Origin of the sequence: Curtobacterium sp. PhB146 (assembly GCF_004342995.1) — a bacterium.
GTDB lineage: Bacteria > Actinomycetota > Actinomycetes > Actinomycetales > Microbacteriaceae > Curtobacterium.
Window position 1 is genome coordinate 259,067 of the sequence record NZ_SMBN01000002.1, and the last position, 15,049, is coordinate 274,115.

Annotated in this window: 18 protein-coding genes; 10 read left to right on the forward strand and 8 right to left on the reverse strand. The window is 71.3% G+C overall.

What is annotated here, in order from left to right; translation table 11 throughout:
- Nucleotides 1-112: 112 nt before the first annotated feature.
- Genes EDF33_RS09640 through EDF33_RS09655 form a run of 4 tightly spaced genes read left to right on the forward strand, consistent with a single transcriptional unit; the run spans nucleotide 113 to nucleotide 3,823 of the window.
- Complete coding sequence (locus tag EDF33_RS09640) at nucleotides 113-1,024, forward strand: ABC transporter ATP-binding protein (protein WP_132099929.1); 912 nt, start codon at nucleotides 113-115, stop codon at nucleotides 1,022-1,024.
- Nucleotides 1,021-1,887, forward strand: a complete 867-nt coding sequence (locus EDF33_RS09645; protein ID WP_165918781.1) for an ABC transporter permease subunit — start codon at nucleotides 1,021-1,023, stop codon at nucleotides 1,885-1,887. The genes EDF33_RS09640 and EDF33_RS09645 overlap by 4 nt, the downstream gene beginning before the upstream one ends.
- Nucleotides 1,884-3,170, forward strand: coding sequence for a histidine kinase (locus EDF33_RS09650; RefSeq protein ID WP_165918782.1), 1,287 nt, complete (start codon nucleotides 1,884-1,886; stop codon nucleotides 3,168-3,170). Before EDF33_RS09645 ends, EDF33_RS09650 begins: the two co-directional genes overlap by 4 nt.
- A complete protein-coding gene (locus EDF33_RS09655; RefSeq protein WP_132099932.1) occupies nucleotides 3,167-3,823 on the forward strand; it encodes a response regulator transcription factor in 657 nt (218 codons plus the stop codon). The genes EDF33_RS09650 and EDF33_RS09655 overlap by 4 nt, the downstream gene beginning before the upstream one ends.
- On the opposite strand, the gene EDF33_RS09660 is transcribed toward EDF33_RS09655, so the two are convergent.
- Complete coding sequence (locus EDF33_RS09660) at nucleotides 3,820-4,008, reverse strand: hypothetical protein (RefSeq protein ID WP_132099933.1); 189 nt, start codon at nucleotides 4,006-4,008, stop codon at nucleotides 3,820-3,822. The genes EDF33_RS09655 and EDF33_RS09660 overlap by 4 nt on opposite strands.
- A gap of 82 nt (nucleotides 4,009-4,090) precedes the next feature.
- Here EDF33_RS09660 and EDF33_RS09665 point away from each other — a divergent pair, with 82 nt between their 5' ends.
- Nucleotides 4,091-4,936 carry a pentapeptide repeat-containing protein gene (locus EDF33_RS09665; protein ID WP_132099934.1) on the forward strand — a complete coding sequence of 282 codons (846 nt, stop codon included), beginning with the start codon at nucleotides 4,091-4,093 and terminating at the stop codon, nucleotides 4,934-4,936.
- A 6-nt stretch (nucleotides 4,937-4,942) separates the two neighbouring features.
- Here the strand turns inward: EDF33_RS09665 and EDF33_RS09670 are convergent, their stop codons facing one another.
- Nucleotides 4,943-5,872, reverse strand: a complete 930-nt coding sequence (locus EDF33_RS09670) for an NADP-dependent oxidoreductase (RefSeq protein WP_207906667.1) — start codon at nucleotides 5,870-5,872, stop codon at nucleotides 4,943-4,945.
- Nucleotides 5,873-5,964: 92 nt separating this feature from the next.
- On the opposite strand from EDF33_RS09670, the gene EDF33_RS09675 reads away from it, so the two are divergent.
- Together EDF33_RS09675 and EDF33_RS09680 are read left to right on the forward strand one after the other, a co-directional pair.
- On the forward strand, nucleotides 5,965-6,471 hold the full coding sequence (locus EDF33_RS09675; protein WP_132099935.1) for a MarR family transcriptional regulator: 507 nt from the start codon (nucleotides 5,965-5,967) through the stop codon (nucleotides 6,469-6,471).
- Nucleotides 6,468-6,716: a hypothetical protein gene (locus EDF33_RS09680; protein ID WP_131846747.1), complete on the forward strand. Its 249-nt coding sequence runs from the start codon at nucleotides 6,468-6,470 to the stop codon at nucleotides 6,714-6,716. The genes EDF33_RS09675 and EDF33_RS09680 overlap by 4 nt, the downstream gene beginning before the upstream one ends.
- A 4-nt stretch (nucleotides 6,717-6,720) precedes the next feature.
- On the opposite strand, the gene EDF33_RS09685 is transcribed toward EDF33_RS09680, so the two are convergent.
- Complete coding sequence (locus EDF33_RS09685) at nucleotides 6,721-6,960, reverse strand: hypothetical protein (RefSeq protein WP_132099936.1); 240 nt, start codon at nucleotides 6,958-6,960, stop codon at nucleotides 6,721-6,723.
- A 62-nt stretch (nucleotides 6,961-7,022) separates the two neighbouring features.
- Here EDF33_RS09685 and EDF33_RS09690 point away from each other — a divergent pair, with 62 nt between their 5' ends.
- Nucleotides 7,023-7,976: a phosphotransferase gene (locus EDF33_RS09690; protein ID WP_132099937.1), complete on the forward strand. Its 954-nt coding sequence runs from the start codon at nucleotides 7,023-7,025 to the stop codon at nucleotides 7,974-7,976.
- On the opposite strand, the gene EDF33_RS09695 is transcribed toward EDF33_RS09690, so the two are convergent.
- Nucleotides 7,973-8,203, reverse strand: coding sequence for a hypothetical protein (locus tag EDF33_RS09695; protein ID WP_131846749.1), 231 nt, complete (start codon nucleotides 8,201-8,203; stop codon nucleotides 7,973-7,975). The genes EDF33_RS09690 and EDF33_RS09695 overlap by 4 nt on opposite strands.
- 42 nt (nucleotides 8,204-8,245) lie before the next feature.
- Between EDF33_RS09695 and EDF33_RS20690 the strand changes: the two genes are divergently transcribed.
- Both EDF33_RS20690 and EDF33_RS09705 read left to right on the forward strand, forming a co-directional pair.
- On the forward strand, nucleotides 8,246-8,692 hold the full coding sequence (locus EDF33_RS20690; RefSeq protein WP_132099938.1) for an NUDIX domain-containing protein: 447 nt from the start codon (nucleotides 8,246-8,248) through the stop codon (nucleotides 8,690-8,692).
- A gap of 148 nt (nucleotides 8,693-8,840) precedes the next feature.
- On the forward strand, nucleotides 8,841-10,895 hold the full coding sequence (locus tag EDF33_RS09705) for a transglycosylase domain-containing protein (protein ID WP_243692420.1): 2,055 nt from the start codon (nucleotides 8,841-8,843) through the stop codon (nucleotides 10,893-10,895).
- A 98-nt stretch (nucleotides 10,896-10,993) separates the two neighbouring features.
- On the opposite strand, the gene EDF33_RS09710 is transcribed toward EDF33_RS09705, so the two are convergent.
- The 4 genes from EDF33_RS09710 to EDF33_RS09725 are packed head-to-tail and all read right to left on the reverse strand — an operon-like array spanning nucleotide 10,994 to nucleotide 15,034.
- The gene (locus tag EDF33_RS09710) at nucleotides 10,994-12,004 is read right to left on the reverse strand and encodes an ABC transporter substrate-binding protein (RefSeq protein WP_132099939.1); all 1,011 of its coding nucleotides are present in this window, start codon (nucleotides 12,002-12,004) and stop codon (nucleotides 10,994-10,996) included.
- A gap of 11 nt (nucleotides 12,005-12,015) precedes the next feature.
- Nucleotides 12,016-12,885 (reverse strand): ABC transporter ATP-binding protein, encoded by an 870-nt coding sequence (locus tag EDF33_RS09715; RefSeq protein ID WP_132099940.1) that lies wholly within the window; start codon nucleotides 12,883-12,885, stop codon nucleotides 12,016-12,018.
- Nucleotides 12,882-13,958, reverse strand: coding sequence for an iron ABC transporter permease (locus EDF33_RS09720; protein ID WP_243692421.1), 1,077 nt, complete (start codon nucleotides 13,956-13,958; stop codon nucleotides 12,882-12,884). The genes EDF33_RS09715 and EDF33_RS09720 overlap by 4 nt, the downstream gene beginning before the upstream one ends.
- Nucleotides 13,955-15,034: an iron ABC transporter permease gene (locus tag EDF33_RS09725; protein WP_243692422.1), complete on the reverse strand. Its 1,080-nt coding sequence runs from the start codon at nucleotides 15,032-15,034 to the stop codon at nucleotides 13,955-13,957. The genes EDF33_RS09720 and EDF33_RS09725 overlap by 4 nt, the downstream gene beginning before the upstream one ends.
- Nucleotides 15,035-15,049: the final 15 nt, after the last annotated feature.

Here is a 15,049-nt window from a genome sequence, read left to right on the forward strand (position 1 = left end):
ACCCCACCGTATCCGGCACCGATGCGGGTGGTACCGGGGTACCACGGTCGCTCCGCGGAGATCGTCTGCGACGGCGATGTGGTGGACCCGGTGGTCTCCGTACCGTTGCCGCATGATCGAGATCCAGAACCTCTCCAAGCGCTACGGCGAGAAGGTCGCCGTCGACGACGTGTCCTTCACGGTGCGCCCCGGCGTCGTCACCGGCTTCCTCGGTCCGAACGGCGCGGGCAAGTCCACCACGATGCGCGCCGTCGTCGGACTCGACCGGCCGACCTCGGGCACCGCCCACGTCGACGGACGCCCCTACCGCGAGCTGCGCGACCCGCTGCGTCGCGTCGGCGCACTGCTCGAGGCCAAGGCGGTCCACAGGGGACGCAGCGCCTTCGACCACCTGTCGGCGCTCGCCGCGACGCACCGGATCCCGACGGCCCGGGTGCACGAGGTCATCGGGATGACCGGTCTCGAGAACGTCGCGAAGAAGCGCGTCGGCGGGTTCTCGCTCGGCATGGGGCAGCGGCTCGGGATCGCGGCGGCACTGCTCGGTGATCCGCAGACGCTGATCCTCGACGAGCCCGTCAACGGCCTCGACCCCGAGGGCGTCGTGTGGGTGCGTCGACTCGCCCGCAGCCTGGCCGCCGAGGGGCGTGCGGTGTTCATCTCGAGCCACCTGATGAGCGAGATGGCCCTGACCGCCGACCGCATCGTCGTGATGGGTCGCGGGCGGGTGCTCGCGGACATGGACATCGCGGACCTGGTCGCCGCCGCCACGGAGCGGTCGGTCACCGTGCGGACGCCGGAGCCCGAGCGGCTCCTCGACGCGATCGCCGGACCGGACGTCACCATCGGCTACGAGGGCGACGGGTCGCTGCAGGTCCGTGGCCTCGGCGCCGAGCAGATCGGCGAGGCGGCGGGTGCTGCGGGGATCGTCCTGCACCAGCTGGCCACCACCGAGGCGAGCCTGGAGCAGGCCTACCTCGAACTCACGCACGACCAGGTCGAGTACCGATCGGAGGTGGCCCGGTGAGCGCGGTCACGAGCGACACCCTGCCCCGGCACGACGGAGCCGGCAGCCACACGTCCGGCGTCCACTTCTCCGGCGTCCTGCGCTCGGAGTGGATCAAGCTCCGCTCGCTGCGGTCGACGGTGTGGAGCTTCCTGCTGGTGCTCGTCCTGCCGATCGGCATCGGTGTGCTCCTGGCGGCCTTCGCGGACAACGGCGGTCAGGGGCTCACGGGTGACGCGGCCCGGAACGCCCTCGTCCTCTACAGCACGAGCGGCACGATGCTCTCGTCGCTGATCGTCGCGGTGATCGGCGCCCTCGTCGTCACCGGCGAGTACGGCACCGGCATGATCCGCTCGTCGTTCGCGGCGGTCCCACGGCGGTCGGTCGCACTGGCGGCGAAGGCGATCGTCCTCGCCGTGGCCGTCTTCGTCACGAGTGCCGTGAGCGTCTGGGCCACCGCGTTCACCACCCTGCCGATCGCCGCGGGACGGAACGTCGAGGCGTCGCTGGACGCGAGCGTCGCGATGCCGCTGCTCGGCGCCTCGGTCTACCTGACGCTCATCGCGCTGCTCGCCTTCGCGGTCGGTGTGGTCCTGCGTTCCACAGCCGGCGCGATCGCCGGGGTCCTCGGCCTGATGCTGGTCGCCCCGGTCGTCGTGCAGCTGGTGCAGTCGTTCACGGGAGCGGACTGGCTCGGCACGCTGACCAACCTGCTGCCGCAGAACGCCGGGCAGCCGCTCATGCAGTTCGGCACCGAGGTGACGTCGGGGTGGCACGACGGCGTCCTAGCCTTGGGGGGATGGAGCGGATTCGCGGTACTGCTGGCCTGGGTGGTCGTCGCCTCGGTGACGGCGCTCGCCCTGGTCGAGAAGCGGGACGCGTGACCCCTGCCGACCTCGCCCCCGGTGCCGTCCAGGACGGTGCCGGGGGCATCGCCCTGCCCGACGCACCCGGCCGGCTCCGGCGGCTCTGGGCGCGCCACCCGGTCATGACCGACGCGCTGCTCATGGTCTTCTGGGGTGCGATCGAGGTCGTCGTCGCGTTCCGGAGTGCGTGGCAGGTCGACGGGAGCCCCGCCGCGCGGGTCACGGTCGTCGTCCTCGTGGTCATCGCCGTCTCCGGCATCCCGCTCCGGCGCACGCACCCCGCGGTGACGGCGGTGCTCGGGCTCGCGTCCGTCGTCGCGATGACGTGGACCCAGGCCGGGTACTCGCCGGTGCTCTTCACCGTCTATGCCGCGACCGTGTGGTGGTCGCGTGCCGCCGGGTGGTGGACGGCCGCGGTCGCCGTCGTGCTGGCCGCGGGGGCGACGGCGCTGCGCGTCTTCGTGGTCGCGCCGGGGTCCGGAGGACTCGCGGACGTCCTGTACCCGCAGCCCACGACGTTCCTGCTGGCAGCGGTCCTGATCGGGGTCAACGTGTCGAACCGCCGTCGCTACACGCAGGCGCTGATCGACCGCGCGCACCAGCTGGCCCGGGAGCGCGACCAGCAGGCGCAGCTCGCCACCGCCGCGGAGCGGGCCCGGATCGCGCGGGAGATGCACGACATCGTGTCGCACTCGCTCACGGTGATGGTGCGGCTGGCCGAGGGCGCGGCGGCCGGGTCGGCAGCCGGTGCACCCACCGGTTCGGCGGGGTCCGCTGCCGCTGCCATGCGCGGTGTCGCCGACGTCGGCCGTGGCGCGATGGGCGACATGCGCCGCATGCTCGGGGTGCTCGGAGGCGACGGCGAACCCGCGCTCGCGCCGCAACCGGGCATCCACGACGTCCCGCAGCTCGTCGACCGGTTCCGCGCGCTGGGCACCCCCGTCGCCCTCGAACGCATCGGCGTCGTCCCCGACGACGATGCCCTGCAGCTCGCCGTGTACCGGGTCGTGCAGGAGGGCCTCACCAACACCGCCCGGCACGCGCAGCGCGTCCGATCCGTCGACGTCCGCGTGGCAGCGTCCGCCACCGAGGTCACCGTGGTCGTCACCGACGACGGACGGACAGGAGGCCCGACTCGGCCGGGCGGATCGGCCCACGCCCCAGCGGGGTCGGGTCGAGGGCTCATCGGGATCGACGAGCGCATCCGCGCGCTGGGTGGGCAGGTGCGCGCGGGCTCCCGCGACGGCACCGACGGTTGGCAGATCCGGGCGACGATCCCGGTCAGGACGGAGGACCGGTGATCCGCGTGGCGATCGTCGACGACCAGCAGCTCATCCGGACGGGGTTCCGACTGCTGCTCGAGGCACAGTCCGACATCGAGGTCGTCGGCGAAGCCGGCGACGGCGGTGCGGGAGTTCGGCTCGTGCGTGCTCTGCGTCCGGATGTCGTGCTCATGGACGTCCGGATGCCCCACGTCGACGGCGTCACGGCGACGGCCGCGATCGTCGAACAGGTCCCCGAGACCCGGGTGCTCGTGCTGACCACCTTCGACCTGGACGAGTACGCGTTCGGTGGCCTGCGTGCCGGGGCGAGCGGGTTCCTGCTCAAGGACGTCAGCGCCGCGCAGCTCCTCGACGCCGTCCGGTCCGTGGCAGCGGGGGAGGCCGCGGTCTCACCGCGGGTGACGCAGCGGATGCTCGAGCTGTTCGGTTCCGTGCTCCCCTACGAGCGGCCGGCGGGTCCGGACCCGCTGGAGCCCCTGACCCCGCGGGAGCGCGAGGTGCTGCTCGCGATGGCCCGCGGGTTGTCGAACCCCGAGATCGCCGCACACCTGGTGACGAGCGAGTCCACGGTCAAGACCCACGTCGGGCGGGTGCTCGGCAAGCTCGGGCTGCGTGACCGGGTGCACGCGGTGATCTTCGCCTACGAGCACGGTCTCGTGCCGCGGTCCTAGCTGCGCGGGGCCCTCGCGAAGAACAGGGTGATCGCGCCGAGGGCGATGGACGCGACGATCAGCACCCAGGCGAGCACGGGGATCAAGCCGTCCCACGGTGTGAACAGGAGCACGATGCCGATCACCAGCACGACGGCGGCGGCGATCAGCACGAGGCGGTGCGGTCTTGCCGGGGTTCTGGTCACAGGTGCACCGTACGCGTCGGGACTGCGGACGGGCGCAGTCGCGCGCCGCTAGCCTGGCCGCAGTGACACGTTCTCCCGCTCTGTGACCCAGACCCCACCCAGTTCCGCCGACCGCTCGGGGCTCCGCGCTTCGTGCGGTGACTGCTTCGCCCTCTGCTGCACCGCCTTCGGGTTCCAGCGGTCCAGCGACTTCCCGATTGACAAGCCCGCAGGGAGCCCGTGCCGGAACCTGGCCGACGACTTCTCCTGCACGATCCACCAGGCGCTTCGTCCGCGGGGCTTCACCGGGTGCACCACCTTCGACTGCTTCGGGGCTGGCCAGTACGTCTCGCAGGTCCTGTTCGACGGCACGAGCTGGGTCGACGAGCCGGACTCGAAGCCCGAGATGTTCCGGGCCTTCGCCGTCGCCCGGCAGCTCCACGAGATGCTCTGGTACCTGGTCGAGGCGGTGTCTCGCTCGACCGCTCTGGGGTCAGCGGAAGCACCGACCGTGCTCCGGCTCCGCATCCAGCAGGTCCTCGACGGCGAGCTGTCCGGCGTCCTCGCGGTGGACGTCGAGTCGCTCCGGTCCGAGGTCCGTTCCGTCCTGATCGACGTCAGCGCGGAGGCCCGAGGTGGGTACCCCGCCGCCGGCGACTCGGCCGGTGACCTGCACCCGTCGGCTGACCTGGCCGGCCGCGACCTGCGATCTCGCGTCCTGGTCGGCGCCGATCTGCGCGGTGCGGTCCTGATCGCCGCGGACCTGCGGGGATGCGACCTGTCGGGCGTGGACCTGCTCGGGGCGGACCTGCGCGATGCCCGGCTCGGGGGAGCGGACCTGTCGAACGCGCTGTTCTTGACTCAACCCCAGGTGAACGCCGCGCAGGGCGATGCGTCAACGGTGCTGCCCGACGACCTCGATCGTCCAGGGCACTGGCCGCTCCGGTGATCCGGGTCAGGGCAGGACGATGACCTTGCCGACGATCCTCCCGGCTGCGCCCTCGGCGTGCAGTGCGGGCAGATCGGCGAGCGGGATGCGCCGCGTGACCTCGACCGTCAGGGCCCCGGCGTCCACGAGCGCGACGAGCTCCGTCAGGCGTTCGCGGTTCGGCAGGACGAACACAGTCGCTGCACGAACGCCTCGCGACTCGTCACCCGGCGTGGCCATGAACGCCGTCGTGCTCACGACGACCCCGCCGTCACGGACCGCTGCGACGTCCGCCGCGAACTGCTCGGGCTCGATCGGCGCCAGGTTGAGCAGCACGTCGACCTGACCGTCGAGGGCGTCGAGCAGGTCGACGTCGGTGTGGTCGATGACCTGGTCGGCACCGGCCGCGCGCACGGCATCGGCACTGCGGGGGCTGGCGGTCGCGATGACGTGTGCTCCGGCGCGCTTGGCGAGCTGGACGGCGTACTTGCCGACGACCCCGCCGGCACCCACGACGAGCAGACGCTGCCCGGCGGTGAGCCGGCCGTCGTCGAACAGGGCCTGCCATGCCGTCAGCGCGACGGACGGCAGGGCGGCGGCATCGGCCAGTGGGATGCTCGTGGGTGCTGCCACGACGGCCTCAGCGGGTGCGACGACGGACTCGGCTGCCCCGCCGTCCCGGTCCATCGGCAGGAACGCGATGACCGCGTCGCCCACGGTCAACTCGGTCACCCCCTCGCCGATCGCGTCGACCGTGCCGGAGACGTCGTAGCCGGGGATGTGCGGCAGCTGGATCGGGATCGGCAGGAAGCCGGCCCGCATGCCGTTGTCCGCAGCGTTGTACGCGGAGGCCGCGACGCGGAGCCGCACCTGACCGGCTGCCGGGGTCGGCTGCTCGACCTCGCCGTACTGGAGGACCTCGGGTCCGCCGACTTCGTGGAACTGCACTGCCTTCATGGTGATGTCCTCTCGGAGTTGCTTCGAATTCGAAGCGCTTATCGGAGACGCTAGCACTGCTTCGAACTCGAAGCAACAGGTAGGATGGCTCCATGAGCGACACCCCCACCGCACTGACCCCGACACAGCTCGGGGCCTACTTCGCGCTGACCGAGGTGAGTGCGCTCCTGCGCCCTGCGGTCGAGAAGCAGCTCCGCGACGTCGGCGGGCTGAGCACCGTGCAGTTCCAGCTCCTGGCGCGGTTGGGGGACGCTCCGGAGGGGCACCTGCGCATGACGGACCTGGCCGACGGCGTCGTCTACAGCCGCAGCGGGCTGACCTACCAGGCGCAACTGCTCGAACAGCGCGGCCTCGTCACGAGGTCACCGTCGCCGGACGACGAACGCAGCACCGTCGTCGCGATCACCGACGCGGGGCGCGAAGTCCTTGCCGACGTGTTCCCCGGCCACATCGGCACCGTGCACGGACTCCTGTTCGCACCGATCACGGACGACGACTCGAGTGACCTCGCCCGGATCCTCGGACGCATCAGCGAACACCTGCGAGCGAACCCACCGCGGTCAGCGTCGCGACGATCCGTGAAGGGGGCGTCCGCGTGACCGTCGGAGCGCGCGCCGCTCGGTGGATCATCGTCGGCTCGGTCGTCGTCGGACTGGCGCTGACCGTCTACGCGACGTCCTACTGGCTGTTCCCGACGTCGTTCCAACTCCAGGAGCGGTTGCCCGACGGATCGATCAACCCGCGCGCATGGGCCGACCTGCTCGTCTCGTACATCCTCGCGCTCGGCTGCTTCGCGGTCGCCGGATGGGTGGGCGTGCAGCGGCTCCGCACCCGCCGCCGCTGAGGCGTCAGCTGCGCGTGCGTGACCGTCGCCGCGACACGGTGGCGACGACGAGCGTGGCGACGCCGAGCGCGATCCCGATCAGACCGAGCAGGTAGCCGAACAGCATCAGGATTCCGCCGCCGATGTTCGCACCGCCCCCGGTGTCGTTCGCGAGCGACCACCCACCGATCCCGACCGACAGGAAAGCACCCAACAGGAACACCGTGCACATCACGTGCAGGACCCTCGTGCTCTGGGAGGTCATGGCGACTCGCTTCCGTGCGTGGACCGGTACCGGATTGTAGCGCGACCTGCGAGGGTGGAGCGATGACGCTCGAGATGCTCTGGGAACGAGCCGATCCAGACCAGGTGCTGCGGAGCCGCTTCGGGTTCACCGACGTCGCCGCTGCCGAGGACTGGCTCATCCGGACGCTCGAGCGGTGGTGGAACGTGCGCGTCATCGCCTGCGAGCGCATTGTGATGAGCGACCACAACGCACTCGCCTGGGTCTCGACCGCTGGCGGCCGGATGCTCCTGAAGTGGTCGATCGCACCGGAGGGGTTCGAGCGCTTGGCGTTCGCGGCGGACCTCACGACGTGGCTCGCGGAGCGCGGCCTGCCCGTTTCCGCCCCGGTGCCGACGCCCGACGGACGGGTACAGGTCGAGGAAGACGGGGTCTCGATGGGGCTCCAGCACGTCATCGGCGGAACCCTGCTGGACGTCCGCGATCCGGCACAGGTCCACGCGGCCGGTGCGACGCTGGCCCGCTTCCACGACGCCCTGCGCGACAGCCCCGATCGGGCGCGCGCCGCCGGTGTGCGCCCGCCGCCGACCCCGCTCCTGCAGCAGATCGCAGGCTGGCTCGACGGTGCGACGCACGTGCCGGACCGTGCCCGGGTGGCGCTGCGACGGCTGCTGGCGGCAGCGCCGTCCGACGACCTGCCGGTCCAGATCGTGCACGGGGACTACCGGGCGGCGAACGTCCTGTGCGCTGACGCGGACGTCGTCGCCGTCATCGACTTCGAGGACCTGCGGCTCGACCACCGCATCGTCGAACTGGCGCGGTCGGCCGTCCTGCTCGGGACGCTCTTCCACGACTGGGGGCCGGTGCCCGAAGCCGTCCATCGGCAGCTGCTCGACGGCTACCGCTCGGTGAGCGCGCTCACTGCCGACGAGCTCGCGTGGTGGGACGTCCTGGTGCTCTGGAACACGATGCTGTTCGTCCCGCCGGGGGACGACCCCACCGGGTGGGGCGCTGCCGCCGGGGCGCTCGCCGGTTAGCGGACGACGCGCTTCGCCGCCCGGGCGACGGCCACGAGCGCCGCGACCCCGAGTGCGATCCCGGCGATGCCGACGACCATGCCGCCCATGTACATGAACCCCGCGGCGAAGTTCACGCCGGTGCCGTCCGGAGTGAGGATCGTCCAGACGGAACCACCGGCGGTGAGCAGGAAGCCCAGACCGAGGAAGACGATCGCGAGGGTGACGATCGAGCGGATGTGGTGCACGGTCTGAACCTACCGAACCCGCGCCGGTGGCAGAGTGGCGTGATGGGGAGCATCCGGAACATCTCGGTCGGGCTGCCGACCAAGGACGGCCACGTGCTGCTGTCCGAGTCGTTCGACCAGATGCGCTGCCTGCGCTTTCACCGTGCAGTCGGCGGCGGCATCGAGTTCGGCGAGACCGCGGTCCAGGCGCTCCGTCGCGAGTTCCGCGAGGAGCTCGACGTCGCCCTCGACGAGGTCCGGCTGCTCGGTGTCCTCGAGAACCTGTTCGAGTACGAGGGGCAGCCCGGGCACGAGTACGTCCACGTGTTCGCCGTCCGGTCGGCGGAGCTGGACGCGGTGCCGCTGGACGCTGAACTCGTGGTGCTGGACGAGGGCGGCCCGGTGCGCTGGGTACCCGTCGACACGGACGTCCCGGTGTTCCCGGACGGCGTGCTCGACCTGCTCGCAGGCACCATCCCGGCGACGCAAGGTGACCACTCGACCCACTGACGTCACGATCCCGTCACGACGGGCGCATTCCCAGCGGACACGGCGGTGTTCCGCGGCGAAGTCCCGGCGACCGCCCGAGAACGGCTGGGACGCTCCCGAACTACCGCGCCAGATCGGTGCGGTGATGCACCACGGGGGATCCAGAGCGATGACGATGAGACGTGCAGGGGGAGCCGCGCTCGGCTTCGTGGGCGGCAGTGTGCTCGCCGGGTTGATGATCGGGGTCGGCGTGACGCCGATGATCGCGGTCGCCGGGGTGAGCACGACGTCGGCGATCGGGGTGTTCGAATCGCTGCCGGAGCACATCGAGATCGGGGATCTGCCGCAGCGCAACCAGGTCTGGGCCTACCGCGGTGGCGAACCGGTGCACCTGGCGAACGTGTGGGCGCAGGACCGGCAGGAGCTGTCGTTCGACCAGATCAGCGACCAGCTGAAGCACGCTGCGGTCGACGGTGAGGACAAGCGGTTCTACGAGACCGGTGGTGTGGACGCGACGTCGATGGTCCGCTCCCTGGTGAGCGTCGCCGCGTCGCAGGGCGAGGGCGGTTCGGGTGGCTCGACGCTCACGATGCAGCTCGTCCGGAACATCAAGATCCAGCGGGCGAGCGAGCTGCCGACGCTCGAGGAGCAGAAGGCCGGCTACAAGGAGGCGACGAAGCGGTCGCCGCAGCGGAAGCTCGCCGAGATGAAGCTCGCGATCGGCCTGGCGAAGAAGTACACCAAGGAGCAGATCCTGACGGCGTACCTGAACATCGCCTACTTCGGCGACCAGACCTACGGCGTGCAGTCAGCCGCGCAGCACTACTACGGCAAGTCCGCCACCGACCTGACCCCGGCCGAGGCGGCATCGCTCATCGCGATCGTGCAGTGGCCGGAGCGCCGCGACCTGTCCACGCCGGACCACTACCGCGACAACGCTGCGCGGCGGAACGTGATCCTCCGCTCGATGCACGAGCAGGGGCACCTGACGACCGACGAGTACCGCACGGCACGGCTGTCGCGGCTGGCCGACTCCGTCCGGATCACCGCACCGCAGCAGGGGTGCGAGGCCGTCGAGACCGGGGCGGAGTTCTTCTGCGACTACGCCAAGCGCGTCGCCGAACGTCTGCCGCAGCTCGGCGCGACGAAGCAGCAGCGCGCCGATGCTTGGCGGACGGGTGGGTACCGCATCCAGACGACGCTCGATCTCGACCTGAACGCGAAGCAGAAGGAACTGCTCGACCGGTACGACCCGAAGACCGAGACCCGGTTGGCGCTGGGCGCGACGCTGAACACCGTCGAGGCGGGCACCGGCCGGGTGCTCACGATGGCGCAGAACACCGACTACGACCGGTCGGAGCAGGCGCCACCGACGGCGACGTCGCTGAACTACGCCGTCGACCAGGCCGACGGAGATTCGACGGGCTTCCAGACCGGCTCGACCTACAAGATGTTCACCCTGCTGGCATGGCTCGAGGCCGGCCGCAGCCCGGACACGGTCCTGAACGGCACCCCGCACCCGCAGAACACGTGGACGGCGTGCGGCGAGCAGACGACGGCCTTCTGGCAGCCGAAGAACGACTCGCCCGGCCAGAAGGGGCCGTACTCGGTCCGCTCGGCCACGGCCCAGTCCGTGAACGCCGCCTACCAGTCGATGGCGGCGCAGCTCGACCTGTGCGACATCCGCGACGTCGCGAAGCGCCTCGGTGTGCACCTGGCCGCCGGCGGCGAGCTGCCGTGGAACCCCGCGTCGCTGCTCGGTACCGAGAGCATCGCACCGCTGACGATGGCGGCGGCGTACGCGGGCGTCGCGAACGGTGGTCGGTACTGCGCGCCGGTCGTCATCGACCAGGTGACCGCACCGGACGGCACGGAGCTCGGCGGGCAGCCGCGCACCTGCTCGCAGGTCGTCTCGCCGCAGACTGCGGCGACGGCGTTCGAGGTCATGCAGGGCGCGTTCCGAGGCGGCACGGCGAGCGGCGGCCAGACCCCGGACGGCACAACGCTGTTCGGCAAGACCGGGACGGCCGACGCAGCCGACCAGGTCTGGCTGATCGGCGGGAGCTCGCGCGCGGTCACCGCCTACTGGCAGGGCAACACCGACGGCGGGAAGCACAACCTGCGGTACTACTCGAACGGTCAGGGCGGCACCTACGCGGGGTCCCGCGCAGCGGTCTGGCGCGACGCGCAGACCGCTGTGAACGCCGCCTTGCCGGCGGGCTGACGACAGCAGCGGGTCACGTGCCCGAGACGCACCATAGGACAGACGGGAGGCCCGTTGCCAGCTGGCAACGGGCCTCCCGTCTGATCGTCGGTTGCGTTCTAGGACAGCTTCTTGCTGTCCTCGAGCCAGCCCGCGAGCTCCGTCATGTAGCCGGCCTGCGAGGCGTAGTCGAGCGCCGGGAAGGTGAAGCTGTGCACCTGGCCGGCCTCGAGCGCCGCGTTGTCGGCGAAGGTCGGCTGCTTCTCGAGGTCCGCGACCTGGTAGCCCTGCTGCGACAGCAGCAGGACGTCGGCCTTGATCTGGCCCGCGTTCTCCCACGAGTAGATGCCCCAGTAGAAGCCCTTCGGCTTCGGGTTCACGAAGTCGACGCCGAACGACGAGTACATCTGCAGCAGCGGCTCGTCGGTCGGGCGGGTGACGTAGGCGCCGTCACCGTCGGCGTACATGGAGACGACCGACAGGTCCTGCTCCTTCGCGACCTTCTCGAGCTCGTCACCGGCGGTGTCGAAGCGCTTCTCGGCGGCCTCGATCGTCGACTCCTTCGCACCGAGCGACTCGCTCAGGTCGGCGATCTTCTCGATGACGTCCTCGCCCTTGCCGCCCCACTTGACCTGGACGACCGGCGCGATGGCCTCGATCTGCTTCTCCTGCTCGTTGTCCTTGAAGCCGTAGCCGGGCTGCGTGTCGTCGAGCGTGCCCTTCTCGTCGGTCGGGTAGACCGAGGTCACGACGAGGTCGGGCTTCAGCGCGGCGAGCTTCTCGAGGTCGACGTCGCCGTACCCGGTGCCGAGCTGCGTGATGCCGTCGGTGTCCAGGTCGTCGAAGCGGGCGTCCTTCGCCATGGTGAGCTGGCCGAAGGTGCCGACCGGCTTCAGGCCGTACTCGATGAACGAGATCGCGATGTCGTTCAGCACGACGACGCGCTTCGGCGTGTGGTCGACCTTGACGGTCGTGCCGGTGGCGTCCTCGTAGGACCAGGCCTTCGGCGCCGCGGTGTCACCGTCGGAGTCGTTCGAGTCGGTGCTCGAGCAGCCGGCGAGGAGGAGGGCCGAGACGGCCACGGAGGTCAGGAGAGTGGCTCGGAAGGAGCCGCGTCGGGAGAGCTTCACGTTAGGAGAGGCTAACCTAAGTCTGCCGCCGTCGCCAGCGCGATGTCGCGTTCGCGGTGCAGCGACGTGTCGTGCTCGTCGGCCTCGGGCACGATCATCGGGGCGCCGGTCACGGGGTCCGGGAACACGCGCGCGTGCAGCCCGAAGGCGTGCTCGAGCAACGCGGGGGTCAGTACCTCGTGCGGTGCGCCGTCGGCAGCGACCCCGCCGTCGTGCAGCACGACGAGCCGGTCGGAGAACCGGGCCGCGAGCGACAGGTCGTGCAGGACCATCACGATGGTGGAACCCTGCTCGCGGTTGAGTCGGCGCACCAGGCGCAGGACCTCGAGCTGGTGTGCGAGGTCCAGGTAGGTCGTCGGTTCGTCGAGCAGCAACGTGTCGGCCTCCTGCGCCACCACCAGGGCGATCCACGCACGCTGTCGCTGGCCACCCGACAGGCTCGCGACGTCGCGGTGGGCGACGTCGGTCAGCCCGGTCGCCGCGATGGCCTGCTCCGCCACGTCGGCGTCGTCCGCGGTCCAGGGCTTCGCCCACGACTGGTGCGGGTTGCGGCCGCGCATCACCAGGTCGAGCACGCTCGTGCCCGCGGGTGCGACGGGGGACTGCGGCAGGATCGCGAGCTTCCGGGCGACCTGGCGGTTCGGTTCCTTGCGGATCGGGGCACCGTCGAGCAGGACCTCGCCGGACTGCGGCTTCAGCACGCGCCCGAAGGCCTTGAGCAGGGTCGACTTGCCGCAGCCGTTCGCGCCGAGGAACGTCGTCACGGTCCCGCGCTCGATGCGCAGGTCGAGATCGGTCAGCACGGGGTGCCGGTCGTAGCCGACGGACAGGCCGCGGGCTTCGAGGACCGGGGTGGACGGGGGTGTCGACGGGGGAGTCATCGGGACATCTCCTTGCGGTGACGGATGAGGAGCCAGATCAGGTACGGGGCACCGATCACGGTCGTGATGATGCCGACGGGCACCTGCCACGGGAACGCCGATCGGGACAGCAGGTCCGCCGCGAGGACCAGCGCGGCGCCGAGCAGACCGGCGAGCAGCAGTGGCGGCCGGTTCGTCCCGGCCAGCCGGAGTCCGACCTGCGGCACCACGAACGCGACGAAACCGACCGGTCCGGCGGCGGCGACGGCGGCGGCGGTGAGCACGACGGCCAGGGCGATCACGAGCAGGCGGTGCCGCTGGACGGCGAGCCCCACCCCGGTCGCGACCTCGTCACCGAGCTGTCCGATGCCGAGCGCCGCACTCGTGGCCAGGGCGATCGGCACCGCGACCGCGGCGACGATGAGCAGCGGCCAGACGCTCGACCACGAGGTGCTCGACAGGCTGCCGACGAGCCACTGCGACGCCGCGGTCGCGATGGTGATCTTGGCGCGGACGAGCAGGTAGCTCGTCACGGCGTCGAGGGTCGCGCTCACGCCGATGCCGACCAGGATGAGCCGGTAGCTCTGCACCCCACCGCGCCAACCGAGCCCGTACACGACGGCGGCGGCGACGAGCGCACCGATCGTCGCGGCCACCGGGATCCCGCCGCTGAGCACGATCGAGGACACCGAGTACGTGCCCCCGCCGAGCACGATGGCCGCCACGGCGCCGACGCTCGCGCCCGACGTCACGCCGATGATGTCCGGGGTGCCCAGGGGGTTCCGCGTGAAGGTCTGGGTCAGCGCACCGGCGACGCCGAGGGTCAGTCCGACGAGCGCGCCGGTGAGGACACGGGGCAGCCGGAGTGTGGTGATGATGAAGCCGTCCGGGCCGGTCTCGAGCCCGACCAGGGAGCGGAGCACGATGCCCGGGGCAATCCAGGTCGAGCCGATCGCGACACCGAGGACGACGAGCACCAGGACCAGACCGAGCGAGGCGGCCGTGTACCAGAACACCCGCGGGCGCCAGGCGAGGCCGATCGGACCGATGCGGACCCCGGTCCGGCCGGGCGCACGGACCGCTGCGCCCGTCACAGGGACACCAGCGATCGGCGACGGGCGACGGCGACGAAGACGGGGCCGCCGATGACGGCCAGGACGATGCCGACCTCGACCTCCGAGAACCCGCCGATCAGGCGTCCGACGACGTCGGCGAGCAGCACGAGCGCCGCTCCGACGAGCCCGGAGACCGGCAGCGTCCACCGGTGCCCGGTGCCGACGAGGGCCCGGGCGACGTGCGGCACCGTCAGGCCGACGAACCCGATCGGCCCGGCGGCGGCGGTCGCTCCGGCTGCGAGCAACGTGATGGCCCCGAGCCCGACGAGCCGCGCGACGAGCACGTTCTCGCCCAGGCCCTTGGCCAGGTCCGAGCCGAGCCCGAGCGCGTCGAGGGCCCGGACGTTCAGGATCGCGAGCACCAGCCCGGCGACCAGGAACGGCCACACCGCGCCGAGGATGTCGAGCTGCCGTGCGGCGAGGGAGCCGACGACCCACAGCCGGTACGCGTCGAGCGAGTCCTGGTCGGTCAGGACGACGAACGAGGTGAGCGCGCCCAGCAGGGCCGAGACGGCGGCACCCGCGAGGGCGAGGGGGACCGGGCTGGCCGTCCCGCTGCCCGCGATGGTCACCGAGAACACCACGACGCTCGCGACTAGCGCGCCGCCGAGTGCGAACCAGACCGTCGCGCCGGTGCTCGTGACCCCGAACACGTAGACGCCGAGGACGACGGCGAGCCCGGCGCCCGACGAGACCCCGAACAGTCCGGGGTCGGCGAGCGGGTTGCGCGTGTGCCCCTGCATCAGGAGCCCCGCGATCCCCAGGGCCGCACCGACCGCGGCACCGATGAGCGTGCGCGGGACCCGGGAGCCCCAGACGATCGCCTCGTCGGTGGTCGATCCGGTCCGGAAGAGGCCGTCGAGCACCCGGTCGACGCCGATCCGGTTGCTGCCGAGGAGCATGCTCGCGACCGCCACCAGGACCAGCACGACGATCAGTGCGGCGATCACCAGGACGCGGCGACGGACGGCGGTGCGGTGGACACCGAGGGCTGCTGACGCATCGGCGGTGCGGGCCTCCGAGACGGAAGCCAGGGCAGGGGAGGGGGCTGGCACGGAGAACATCTTAGG